Genomic DNA, 11,686 nt, shown 5'->3' on the forward strand with positions numbered 1-11,686 from the left:
CCCGCCGTATGCCCCCGCCAGGGCGTGGAACGACTGCTTCGGTTCCCAGTGCCAGTCGGATTCGGGGTCGTCGGGGCGGTCCCTGAGCGGCTTCACCAGGGCGTAGCTCGCCATGTCGAGGTCGTAGCGGGGGTCGTCGGGGCGATGGGGGGAGTCCGGGCTGATGAAGGTGAAGGCGTGGGCGGCGTACAGGCCCATCGCCTCGAAGGCGGCGAGGACATCGGTGACGTACGCGGCCTGGACGCGCTCGCTGCGCTTCAAGTGGCCCTTGATCCGCGGGGGTTCGGCGCGGAAGTCGACCATGCTCCACCCCATCCCGGCGTCCTGCGGCGCGCCTTCGAAGGTGCAGCAGCCGAACTCCTGGATGGAGAGGGGCTTCCCGGGGCGGACATGGCGCCGGAGGTCGCGGATGTAGGCGGAACGGCCGCGGTGGTAGCCGTAGTAGTCGAGGCCGACGATGTCGAAGAGGTCCCAGTCGACCTCCTCGTCCTCGGCCGCCGCGTAGGTGAGGGGGCCGTGGAAGACGGAACGGGCGACCCCGGCCGCGCGTGCCGTGAAGTCGTGGACGCGGCGGGCCGCCTCCACCGGGTCGAAGTTGCCCGCGAGCAGGTTCTCGATCCGCTCCAGGATGTCGTCGCCGGGCACGATCCCGGGCAGGAAGATCAGGAACTCGCAGCCCACGCTCAGATGCACGTCGAGGCCCTGCCGACGCAACCGCTCCGCGAACCGCCCCGTCTCGGCGAGATGATCGAGGATCTCCCGCTCCGGTACGCCGCCGAGGGTCGGCTCCAGCCAGACGTTCAGACCGCGCTCGGCCGCCTCCGCCGCCGTGCGCGTGAGCCGCTCCACACCGTCGCCGGTGACCTTCACGGAGTCGGCGCGCAACTCGTGCCGGATCGCCCGCATGTCCCGCCGGACGCGCTCGGCACTCCACCGCGTGGCAGGGATGTCGCCCTCCCCGACCTCGTACACGACACTCCGGTACGACAGCCCGCGCCGGCCGCCCTTGCCTCCGGCCCGGGTTTCCTCGGCTTCCCGTGGCCTCAGCATGCCGACCATCGCGGCGGCCTTGGTCGTCGGTAACGCCATGGCTCCCGCGGCTCCCGCCGTCAGCCCCAGAAAACGTCCCCTGGTCATCCTCATCGCCGTCTCCTCCCCGTTTCTCCCCGTGGGTCTTCAGTGTGGGGAGGGGGAGGGCGCGTCGTAGTCGGCCGATGGTCTATGGGCGGACGCCGAAGGGATGAGACTCCGCCGACGTTCGGGGGTTCGTGGTGGCGTGTGTCAGAGGGACGCCAGGTAGGTGTGCAGGTGGCCCGCTCCTTCGAGCATCGCTCTGGTGCGGGTGGTGAGGGTGATGGTGCGGGCGGCGATCGCGGAGCGGAGGGCTTCGGTGCTGCCCTCGCGGCGCAGGCCGTCGAGGACGGGGCGGATCTGGTCGAGGAGGTAGTGGTTGCGGCGGAGGGCGAGGATGAAGCGGGCGTCGCGTATCTCGTCGGGCGTGTAGTGGCGGTAGCCGGTGCCGGGTTCGCGGCGCGGGGACAGCAGACCGGCGGCCTCCCATACGCGCAGGGTCGAGGTGCGGACGCCGAGCAGCGCCGCGACCTCGCCGATCAGCAGATCGGGGCCCGGTACGTCCTCCTCCGGCGGCTCCCCGGCCAGCGTCCGCAACGCCTCGCCCGCCGCCCGAAGCGAGACCCGCTCCTCGTGCAGCGCCGCGTGCGCCGCGTCCACCAGCGCCAGCGCCCCCGGTACGTCGCCCTCGTGCGCGGTCCGCAGAATCACCGCCGCCGCCACCGCCCCGTACCCCATCGCCATCGCCCGGTACGTCAGCAGCGCCTGCCGGTGCGCCTCCCCGAAGACCCGGTAGCCCGACTCCGTACGCGGCACCGGGGGAAGGACGCCGGCCTCCTCGTAGTTGCGGATCTGCTGGGTGGAGACACCGGAGAGCCGGGCCAGGTCCACGGGACGGAGGCGGACGGGGGTTGGTTCAGGGGGGTGTTCGGGCATCGGGTCGAAGACTAGGACTGTTCTGGTGTGACCGGAACCACAGGGACGGGTGGCGGGACGCGGACAGGGGAGGGTGTGGAACTTTCTCTGCGCGCCCGGATACGGGCCGGTGATCCGCAGGCGTTCGCCCAGCTCTTCCGTGCGCATGCCCGGGCGGTGTACAGCCACGCCGCACGGCTGACGGCCGAGGGTTTCGTTTTCCTGCGCCTCTTCCTACGCCTCGTCGCCCGCCGCCCGCAGGAGCAGCTTGCCCACGCTGCGGCGCGTACCCATCAGGCGGTGGGCCTCCGCCGCCTCCTCCAGCGGGAACTCCGCCGTCACCGGCAGCGATACGACGCCGTCGACGACCGTGGCGAAGGCCCGCTCGGCGATCGTGCGGAGTTCGGCGGGGGCCGACTCGGCCAGGGCCAGGATGGAGAAGCCGGAGACGGTCAGACCGAGGCCGTACAGCTCGGGCCGGCCCACGGTCCACGGCTCGGCCCCGCTCGCGTTGCCGAAGGAGACCAGGCGGCCGAAGGGGGCGAGGGAGGCCAGGCCGGCGCGGAGCGTGTCGCCGCCGACCGGGTCCAGGACGAGGTCCACGCCACGGCCGCCGGTCGCGGCACGTACCTCGTCCACGAAGGCGGTGGGGTCGGTGTGGGCCGCAGGGGGCGCGTCGGCGGATGTCGCCGTGCTGACGAAGATGTCGTCGTAGCCGTGGTCGAGCGCGTGCTTCGCCTTCGCCGCGTCCGACACCACGCCGTACACGGCCCCGGCGCCCGCCGCCTTCGCCAACTGGCCCACCACGGTGCCGATTCCACCAGCCGCGCCCTGGACGAGCACCGATTCGCCGGCCCGCAGCCGCCCCACCGAATGCACCAGCGCGTACGCCGTCGGCAGCACGGTGGGGAGTGTGGCGCCGGTGCGGAGGTCCATGCCCTCGGGGAGCGGGAAGACGGTCGTGGCGTCGGCCACGACGACATCGGCGTACGCGCCCGCGTCGGTCAACGCGGTCACCTGCTGTCCGACCGACAAGCCGTCGACGCCCGCGCCGAGCGCACGGACACGGCCGGAGACCTCAAGGCCGGGGCGGTACGGGAGCGCCGACACCCGGTAGCCGTCGGAACGGGCCTTGAGGTCGGCGAAGTTCACGCCCACGTACGCCGCGTCGATGGACACCTGCCCCGGGCCCGGCTCGGGGACGTCGACCTCCACGGCCGTCAGGACCTCGGGGCCGCCGTACTCCTGGAACTCGATCGCGCGCATGCCAAACTCCCCGCTCGACAGACTGTTTAATGAAAAGCGAACACTCGCGAGTGTGTGATTTTCGTCGAACACTCGGCAAGCGGGATGAGTGAGGGACGCAGGGCATGCCGGGAGATATGACGAGAGAGGGGGCGGGTGTGGTGGAACGTGCCGGTCATCGGGCCGCTCCCGAGCACACCCATCCCGACGACGTCCCGGTCCTCACCGCGCTGTCGGCCCTCGCCGATCCCGTACGTCTCACGCTCGTACGGGAGTTGGCCGGTTCTCCGGTGTGGACGCGGAGCTGCGGCAGCTTCGACGTGCCCGTCGGGAAGGCCGCGCTCAGTCATCACTTCGCCGTGCTGCGCGGGGCGGGGCTCGTGGAGCAGCGGGACGAGGGGCCCAAGCGGGTCAATCGCCTGCGGCGGGAGGAGTTCGACGCCCGCTTTCCGGGGCTGCTGGATCTGGTGCTGCGGGGCGAGTAGCCCGATCGGTCCGGGCGGGCGGTCCCGGCCACGGGCAGTCGTGCCGCCGGGGTGGCCGCACAACCAGGAACCACCCGCACCCGCGAGCGGCCGAACGCCTCTACGGGGATCAGGCGCCGCCGTCCTCCTCATCCCCGTGGCGGCCCTCGGCCAATGCCTGCCGCAACCGCCCCGTCGCCCCCCGCATGTGCTCGGCCATCGCCGCGCGGGCGGCGGTCGCGTCGCCCTTCTCCACCGCTTCGAAGATCGGTACATGGTCGGCGTACGCGACCTCGCGGGGGCGGACCGCGCCGGTGCGTTCGACCCAGCCGCGCTGGATCATGGTGCGCATGCCCTTGAGCATGTCGCGCAGGACGGTGTTCCCGGCCAGTTCGGCCAGCGCGGCGTGGAACGCGGTGTCCGCCTCGGCGAACCCCTCGTCGGGGCACTCGCGCATCGTCGCGAGCCGGGCGCGCAGCAGCTCGACCCCGGCCTCGTCGCGGGCCTCGGCGGCGAGACCGGCCACGACGACCTCCAGCTCGGCGCGGGCCCGCAGCATGTCGTTCGCGCCGCGCTCGCCGAGGACGAGGCCGAGCTCGAAGAGGCGGTAGAGGACGTCGGAGCCGGTACCGCGGAAGTAGGTGCCGCTGGACTGCCGGATCTCCAGCAGGCCCAGGAAGCCCAGGGACTTGATGGCCTCGCGCACGGTGGGCCGGTTGACCCCGAGCATCTCGGTGAGCTGACGCTCGGAGGGGATACGGTCCCCGGGCCGCACCTCACCGGACATCAGGTACTCGATGAGCCGACGCGAGACCTCGGCGGCCAGCGGCTCCCGAGGCTCGACCGTGATTCTCGAGAGTTCGGCCATGGATTCCCTCACTTCGGTACGGATGAACCGCCCCGAAGTCTAGTGAGCACCGGCCCACCGGTGAACCGGTTCGCCGGGCCGCTCCAGCGCTGTCGGCGGCCACGTCGGGGCTGAAGGCGACCGCGCCTCCCGCGCTACTCCCCGCCGTCCTTCTTCCCGTCCCCGGTGTCTCCCGTGTTCCCCTTCTCCCGCTCCTGCCGCTTCAGTTCCTCCTCGCGGCGGCGCAGGTCGGCCTCCCAGCTCTTCAGGAGGGACTCGTCCTTCTTGTTCTCCTCGGCGAGGGACTTCAGGAACTCGGGGTTGTCGTCGGGGGCCACGTACTCGATGCGGTGGTTGCGGTGCCACTCGGAAGGGGTGCGGCCGTTCGCGGGGACATGCCGCATCTTGCCCGCCGCCAGCCAGACGAGAGGGCCGACGATCCAGAAGAGCAGGATGATGAACACCCAGGCGATCTTGGGGAGGTGCTTCGCCTCGTCCTCGGGGGTGTTGAGGCAGTCGATGAACGCGTAGATCGTCAGCGCCAGCGGCACGAGGTACATCAACACCCTGAGCATGGAACGGCCCCCTGGAAGCGGTGACGGCGGTGCGGAGGCCGTACGCTTCGGCCCTCCGCCCATGATGACGGGACCGCGCGCCGGGCCCCGTGACGGGGTCAGGGTAGCCCCTCGGGGATACTTGACCCCATGGCTTACGACGATCTTCGCTCCCTGCTCCGCGCACTGGAACGCGAGGGCGATCTCAAGCGCATCAAGGCCGAGGTCGACCCTTGTCTGGAGGTCGGGGAGATCGTCGACCGGGTCAACAAGGCCGGCGGCCCCGCCCTGCTCTTCGAGAACGTGAAGGGCTCCGCCATGCCCCTCGCGATGAACGTCTTCGGCACCGACCGCCGCCTGCTGAAAGCCCTCGGCCTGAAGTCGTACGAGGAGATCAGCGGCAAGATCGGCGGCCTGCTCAAGCCGGAGCTGCCGCACGGGTTCGTCGGGGTCCGCGAGGCGTTCGGGAAGCTCGGCGCGATGACCCACGTACCGCCGAAGAAGGTGAAGGAGGCGCCGGTCCAGGAAGTCGTGCTCCACGGCGACGACGTGGACCTGGAGCAACTGCCCGCGCTGTTCACCTGGCCCAAGGACGGCGGCTCCTTCTTCAACCTCGGCCTCACCCACACCAAGCACCCCGAGACCGGCGTACGCAACCTCGGCCTCTACCGTCTCCAGCGCCACGACAAGCGCACCATCGGCATGCACTGGCAGATCCACAAGGACAGCCGCAACCACTACCAGGTGGCGGCGAAGCGGGGCGAGCGGCTGCCGGTCGCCATCGCCTTCGGGTGTCCGCCGGCCGTGACGTACGCGTCCACGGCCCCGCTTCCCGGCGACATCGACGAGTACCTGTTCGCCGGGTTCATCGCGGGCAGGCGGATCGAGATGGTCGACTGCAAGACGGTGCCGTTGCAGGTGCCGGCGCAGGCGGAGGTGGTGATCGAGGGCTGGCTGGAGCCCGGCGAGATGCTCCCCGAGGGCCCGTTCGGCGACCACACCGGTTTCTACACCCCGCAGGAACCGTTCCCCGCGTTGAAGATCGACTGCGTGACGATGCGGAAGCGGCCGTTGTTGCAGTCGATCGTCGTGGGTCGCCCGCCGACGGAGGACGGGCCGCTGGGCCGGGCCACGGAGAGGTTCTTCCTCCCCCTGCTGAAGATCATCGTGCCGGACATCGTGGACTACCACCTCCCCGAGTCGGGCGGGTTCCACAACTGCGCGATCGTCTCGATCGAGAAGAAGTACCCGAAGCACGCGCAGAAGGTCATGCACGCGATCTGGGGCGCCCACATGATGTCCCTGACCAAGCTGATCGTGGTCGTGGACGCGGACTGCGACGTCCACGACCTGCACGAGGTGTCCTGGCGGGCCCTCGGCAACACGGACTACGCCCGCGACCTGACGGTGGTGGAGGGCCCGGTCGACCACCTCGACCACGCCTCCTACCAGCAGTTCTGGGGCGGCAAGGCGGGCATCGACGCGACGCGGAAGTGGCCCGAGGAGGGGTACACGCGGGACGGGGGGTGGCCGGACATGGTGGAGTCGGATCCGGATACGGCCGAACGGGTGACAAGGCGCTGGAAGGAGTACGGCCTGTGAGCGGTGAGGCCATCCTTGGGGAGGGCAGCGCGAAGCCTCTCCGCAAGAGCGGAGGTGTACCGGCCTTCCTCCGCCTGGTGATGATCGAGCACTCGATCTTCGCGCTGCCCTTCGCGTACATCGCGTCGCTGACGGCGATGTACCAGCTGGACCGGAACATCCACTGGGGCCGTCTGCTGCTGGTCACCATCTGCATGGTGGGGCTGCGCACCTTCGCGATGGCGGTCAACCGGATCATCGACCGCGAGATCGACGCCCGTAATCCGCGTACGGCGCACCGCGAGTTGGTGACGGGCGAGATGTCCGTGCGCCACGCCTGGACGGGCGCCGTGGTCGCGGTCGTCATCTTCCTGGGCGCGGCGGCGCTCCTGAACCCCCTCTGCCTGGCCCTGGCCCCCGTCGCGGTGATCCCGATGGTGGTCTACCCCTACGGCAAACGGTTCACGAACTACCCCCAGGCGATCCTGGGTCTGGCCCAGGCCATGGGCCCGGTGGGCGGCTGGCTCGCCATCACCGGCTCCTGGTCCTGGGACGCGGTGATCCTGGGCCTGGCGGTCGGCATCTGGATCGGCGGCTTCGACCTCATCTACGCCTGCCAGGACGTCGACAGCGACCGGGAGTCCGGCGTCCTCTCGGTCCCGGCCCGCTTCGGCATCCCGGCGGCGGTGTGGGCGGCGCGCGTCTGCCACGCCCTGACGACGGCCCTGTTCATCTGGTACGCCCTGGCAACCGACGCGGGCGCGTTCTTCTGGCTGGGCCTGCTGATCGTCGCGGGCGCGTTCGTGTACGAGCACACGATCGTCAGGCCACGTGACTTGTCCCGCTTGAACCGGGCGTTCTTCAGCGTCAACGGCTTCATCGGCATTGCCCTGTTCGTGTGTGCGCTGCTGGATCTGTTGGTGCGGGGGCTGACCGTCTGATTAGCGTGCGGCCTACCATCGAGGGCAGGACCCCAGGGAGGACACCGTGACCGTCTCGGACCTTGACCGCCTGCACTCGCAGCTCAGCCGGTTCGAGGACATGTTCCCCGGCTATCGCATGGAGATTGTCGAGGGCAACATCATGATGAGTCCGGTCAAGCCCCACCACGCCAAGACCATCCGCTTGGTCTGGAACGCCCTTGAGGCTCAGCTGGGCGAGGAGTGGGATTTCGCCAGTGATGTTGCGTTCCCCTTCGACGATGAGAACGAGTTCTGCCCCGATCTGGCCCTTATCCCGGCGCCGGAGGCTGCGAAGAACGAGGGCGCGTATTCTCCCGATCTCATCGAGCTGGTCGTTGAAGTCGTCTCCCAAGGCAGCATCCGCCGCGACTACGAGGTGAAGCCCCGCTGGTACGCCTCCCGGGGTATCGCCAACTATCTGATCTTCGACCCCCTCAAGGGCCATGTCGTGACGATGTGGAACCCCGGCCCCGACGGTTACCGGGGCCGTGACACGATCCCGTACGGCGTCGATCTCACCGTCGACTCCACGCTCGGCAAGCTGATGATCCCCACCGACCGGCTGCCCGTGGACCCGAAGGCCCGCTCTACGGAGTGAGGGTCGGGCGGCGTGGTTCCCGGTGGCGGAACAGGTACGCCGCCACCGCCCCCGCCACCAGGCCGATCAGATGGCCCTGCCAGCTGACGCCCGTCTCCGTGGGGGCGAGGCCCGCGAGGACGGAGCCGCCCCAGACGGCGGCGATGAGGACGCCAACGGCCACGCCCGCGAGGCGGCGCTCGACGAAACCGCTGATCAGCAGGAAGCCGAAGAGGCCGAAGACGACGCCGGAGGCGCCGGCCGTGTTGGTGTTGTCGGGGGATATCAGCCATACCCCCAGGCCGTCGGCGACGATGATCAGTGCGCAGACCGCGGCGAAGCGGCGCAGCCCGCCCAGCGCGGAGAGGAAGCCCAGCACCAGCAGCGGCACGCTGTTCGCGGCGACATGGGCGAAGCCGAAGTGGATGAAGGACGCGGGGATCACGTCCACCAGCTCGGGCACCGAGCGCGGCATGATCCCGAAGTCGTCCAGCGCGTGACCGCTCGCCACGTCGATCACTTCGAGCAGCCACAGCAACGCCACCCAGCCCACCATCAGCTTGGCGGCGGCCTTCGCCCGCGCCCCGCGCGACCACTCCCGCCCCACACCCGGCGTCCCACGCACTCCACCCGACATGTCAACCCCCGACTCACCCGCACTCATCCGGACCACCTGGCCCCGACGCCTCATCGGGCCACCCGAACCCGACCGCACCCCGGACCACCCGCACCCGATGTCTCATCCGGACCGTGGCCGGACTCGGCTCGTCGCTTTGGGCTCGGCTTGTCTCTTCAGTGAAACGGCCGTGCCCCCTTGGCCGGTTCCCGTCCTGCGGCGCCGGATAGGCTCGGTGTCGTGAACCCAGTCAAGCCAGGAGAGACGCCGCGTACGCCTTGGATCGTAGGGGTCTCCGGCGCCTCCGGCACCCCATACGCCGCTGCCGTGCTGCGCGCGCTCCTCGCCGCCGGTGAGAGCGTCGACCTCGTGGTGTCCCGGGCGTCGCGGCTGACCCTGCTGGACGAGACGGGCATCTCCTTCCGTGACGCGCACTGGCGGGACGACCTGCGGGAATGGCTCTCCCTGGGCGCCGACGGCAAGCCGGGCACCTTCCCGGTGGACCTCGACGGCGACCGCGTACGGCACTGGAGCGCCGGCGATCTGGCCGCCGGGCCGTCCTCCGGCTCGTACCCGGTCAAGGGCATGCTGATCGTCCCCGCCTCCACGGCGTGCGTCGCGGGCGTGGCACTGGGCCTCAGCAAGGACCTGCTCCAGCGTGCGGCGAGCGTGACCCTCAAGGAACGCCGGCCGCTCGTCGTCGCCGTACGCGAAACCCCCCTGGGCGGGCAGATTTTGCGGCATCTGGTGACCCTGGACGACGCGGGCGCGACCGTACTGCCCGCCTCCCCGGCCTTCTACGCGGGGGCCACCCACATCCAGGACCTGGTGGACTTCGTCGCCGGACGGGTGCTGGACGCGGCGGGCGTCCCGCACACCCTGTACCGGCGCTGGGAGGGCGACGTCGGCGGAGCGCGCGCTTCCCGTATTACTTGAGTGACTTACTTGGGTCACCTACTTGGGTCACTTGGACTTGAGCGGTACTCGCTCACACTCCTCGCACCACTCTTACCGACAACTCAACTCTTCAGCGGAAGGCAACCGATCGCATGGACGCGGTGGACAGGCAGCTCATCCAGGCCCTGAGGGAGAACGGCCGGGCCTCCTACGCGGAGCTGGGACGCCTCGTCGGTCTGTCGGGACCCAGCGTCACCGACCGCATCAACCGGCTGGAGGCGGCCGGTGTCATCACCGGCTATCGCGCCACCGTCGACGCGGCCTCCCTCGGCCTCGGCGTGACCGCGCTCATCGGCATCTCCCTCTCCGACGCCGCCGATCACGAGGACGTGGCGAGCCGGCTGCGCGACCTGAACGAGATCGAGGACTGCTGGTTCATCGCGGGCGACGACTCGTTCATGCTCAAGGTGCGTGCCACGGACGTCGACGGTCTGGAGAAGACCATCCGCCGACTGTCCGGCACCAAGGGCGTGTCCCGGACCCGTACGACGATCGTGCTCTCCACGAAGTGGGAGAACCGGGTGGGCGAGCTGCCGGAAGAGGCTTAGGCACGGAGCGCCGCATGGGGGCGGCTTCCGCCCGGAGGGCGGGGAGTACGGTTGCATCAGTTTTGTCTGTGAGGAGAGGCGGAGGTATGGACGTCGGGCTCAAGCGCGAGCTGGAGGACAAGGTCAGGGCCGGTGAGCGGCTGACCCGTGAGGACGGCATCGCGCTGTACGAGTCGGACGACCTGGCCTGGTTGGGCGGGCTGGCGCACGAGGTGCGGACGCGCAAGAACGGCGACGTCGTCCACTTCAACGTCAACCGCCACCTCAACATGACCAACGTGTGCACGGCCTCCTGCGCGTACTGCTCCTTCCAGCGCAAGCCGGGGGAGAAGGACGCGTACACGATGCGCATCGAGGAGGCCGTCAAGCTCGCCAAGGCGATGGAGAGCGAGAACCTCACCGAGCTCCACATCGTCAACGGGCTTCATCCCAACCTCCCGTGGCGCTACTACCCGCGCTCCCTGCGCGAACTGAAGGCCGCCCTCCCGAACGTGTCCCTGAAGGCCTTCACGGCCACGGAGATCCACCACTTCGAGACGATCAGCGGCCTGTCGGCGTCGGAGATCCTCGACGAACTGATCGACGCGGGCCTGGAGTCGCTCACCGGCGGCGGCGCCGAGATCTTCGACTGGGAGGTACGGCAGCACATCGTCGACCACCGCACCCACTGGGAGGACTGGTCGCGGATCCACCGCCTGGCGCACGAGAAGGGTCTGAAGACCCCGTGCACCATGCTCTACGGCCACATCGAGGAGCCCCGGCACCGCGTCGACCACGTCCTGCGCCTCCGTGAACTCCAGGACGAGACCGGCGGCTTCCAGGTCTTCATCCCGCTGCGCTACCAGCACGACTTCGTGGACATGAAGGACGGCAAGGTACGCAACCGGCTGCAGGCGCGCACGCAGATGGCGACGGGCGCGGAGGCCCTGAAGACCTTCGCCGTGTCGCGGCTGTTGTTCGACAACGTCCCCCACGTCAAGGTCTTCTGGGTCATGCACGGCGTCCAGACCGCGCAACTCGCGCTCCAGCACGGGGCCGACGACATGGACGGCTCGGTGGTGGAGTACAAGATCACCCACGACGCCGACAACTACGGCACCCCCAACAAGCTGACCCGAGAGGATCTGCTGGACCTCATCCGCGACGCCGGCTTCCGCCCGGTGGAACGGAACACGCGGTACGAGGTGATCAGGGAGTACGACGGCCCCGACCCGGCGCGACGGGAGTCCCCACAGCCGATGCGGGTCTGACCCCGGGCGCCACACCAGGGGCTGCGCCCCTTCGACCCCGCCGCGCCTTCGAGCTCGGGAGGGGTCGGTGCGTTGGTGGGTGCGGGTTGGGTGTGGTTG

The 11,686-nt window shown here is 69.8% G+C and carries 13 protein-coding genes; 7 read left to right on the forward strand and 6 right to left on the reverse strand.

The features are described from left to right. The 3 genes from STRIP9103_RS26080 to STRIP9103_RS26090 all read right to left on the reverse strand — a co-directional run. The coding region (locus STRIP9103_RS26080; protein ID WP_048821003.1) for a hypothetical protein at window positions 1–1,137 on the reverse strand (1,137 nt) is incomplete at its 3' end. Window positions 1,138–1,281: 144 nt separating this feature from the next. Continuing rightward, complete coding sequence (locus tag STRIP9103_RS26085; RefSeq protein WP_048821004.1) at window positions 1,282–2,007, reverse strand: MerR family transcriptional regulator; 726 nt, start codon at window positions 2,005–2,007, stop codon at window positions 1,282–1,284. Between the two features lie 213 nt (window positions 2,008–2,220). Then, window positions 2,221–3,252 (reverse strand): quinone oxidoreductase family protein, encoded by a 1,032-nt coding sequence (locus STRIP9103_RS26090; RefSeq protein ID WP_009323220.1) that lies wholly within the window; start codon window positions 3,250–3,252, stop codon window positions 2,221–2,223. Between the two features lie 116 nt (window positions 3,253–3,368). On the opposite strand from STRIP9103_RS26090, the gene STRIP9103_RS26095 reads away from it, so the two are divergent. After that, window positions 3,369–3,716, forward strand: coding sequence for an ArsR/SmtB family transcription factor (locus STRIP9103_RS26095; RefSeq protein WP_048821000.1), 348 nt, complete (start codon window positions 3,369–3,371; stop codon window positions 3,714–3,716). Window positions 3,717–3,825: 109 nt separating this feature from the next. Here the strand turns inward: STRIP9103_RS26095 and STRIP9103_RS26100 are convergent, their stop codons facing one another. Further along, window positions 3,826–4,563: a FadR/GntR family transcriptional regulator gene (locus STRIP9103_RS26100; RefSeq protein ID WP_009323233.1), complete on the reverse strand. Its 738-nt coding sequence runs from the start codon at window positions 4,561–4,563 to the stop codon at window positions 3,826–3,828. A gap of 134 nt (window positions 4,564–4,697) precedes the next feature. Continuing rightward, the gene (locus STRIP9103_RS26105; protein WP_009323226.1) at window positions 4,698–5,117 is read right to left on the reverse strand and encodes a PLD nuclease N-terminal domain-containing protein; all 420 of its coding nucleotides are present in this window, start codon (window positions 5,115–5,117) and stop codon (window positions 4,698–4,700) included. A gap of 129 nt (window positions 5,118–5,246) precedes the next feature. Between STRIP9103_RS26105 and STRIP9103_RS26110 the strand changes: the two genes are divergently transcribed. The 3 genes from STRIP9103_RS26110 to STRIP9103_RS26120 are packed head-to-tail and all read left to right on the forward strand — an operon-like array spanning window position 5,247 to window position 8,237. Further along, window positions 5,247–6,698 (forward strand): menaquinone biosynthesis decarboxylase, encoded by a 1,452-nt coding sequence (locus STRIP9103_RS26110; RefSeq protein ID WP_009323228.1) that lies wholly within the window; start codon window positions 5,247–5,249, stop codon window positions 6,696–6,698. Beyond that, on the forward strand, window positions 6,695–7,618 hold the full coding sequence (gene mqnP, locus STRIP9103_RS26115; protein ID WP_009323235.1) for a menaquinone biosynthesis prenyltransferase MqnP: 924 nt from the start codon (window positions 6,695–6,697) through the stop codon (window positions 7,616–7,618). The genes STRIP9103_RS26110 and mqnP overlap by 4 nt, the downstream gene beginning before the upstream one ends. 46 nt (window positions 7,619–7,664) lie before the next feature. Further along, window positions 7,665–8,237: a Uma2 family endonuclease gene (locus tag STRIP9103_RS26120; protein ID WP_009323230.1), complete on the forward strand. Its 573-nt coding sequence runs from the start codon at window positions 7,665–7,667 to the stop codon at window positions 8,235–8,237. Here the strand turns inward: STRIP9103_RS26120 and STRIP9103_RS26125 are convergent. Beyond that, window positions 8,227–8,853, reverse strand: coding sequence for a rhomboid family intramembrane serine protease (locus STRIP9103_RS26125; RefSeq protein WP_048821001.1), 627 nt, complete (start codon window positions 8,851–8,853; stop codon window positions 8,227–8,229). The two genes, STRIP9103_RS26120 and STRIP9103_RS26125, sit on opposite strands and share 11 nt — an antisense overlap. A 219-nt stretch (window positions 8,854–9,072) precedes the next feature. On the opposite strand from STRIP9103_RS26125, the gene STRIP9103_RS26130 reads away from it, so the two are divergent. The 3 genes from STRIP9103_RS26130 (at window position 9,073) to mqnE (ending at window position 11,587) form a co-directional block, all read left to right on the forward strand. After that, entirely contained in the window at window positions 9,073–9,768 is a 696-nt protein-coding gene (locus tag STRIP9103_RS26130) for a UbiX family flavin prenyltransferase (protein WP_009323222.1), read from the forward strand. Window positions 9,769–9,881: 113 nt separating this feature from the next. Beyond that, a complete protein-coding gene (locus tag STRIP9103_RS26135; RefSeq protein ID WP_009323242.1) occupies window positions 9,882–10,337 on the forward strand; it encodes an Lrp/AsnC family transcriptional regulator in 456 nt (151 codons plus the stop codon). A gap of 86 nt (window positions 10,338–10,423) precedes the next feature. After that, complete coding sequence (mqnE, locus tag STRIP9103_RS26140) at window positions 10,424–11,587, forward strand: aminofutalosine synthase MqnE (protein ID WP_009323232.1); 1,164 nt, start codon at window positions 10,424–10,426, stop codon at window positions 11,585–11,587. Window positions 11,588–11,686: the final 99 nt, after the last annotated feature.

Origin of the sequence: Streptomyces ipomoeae 91-03, assembly GCF_000317595.1 — a bacterium.
Lineage (GTDB): Bacteria > Actinomycetota > Actinomycetes > Streptomycetales > Streptomycetaceae > Streptomyces > Streptomyces ipomoeae.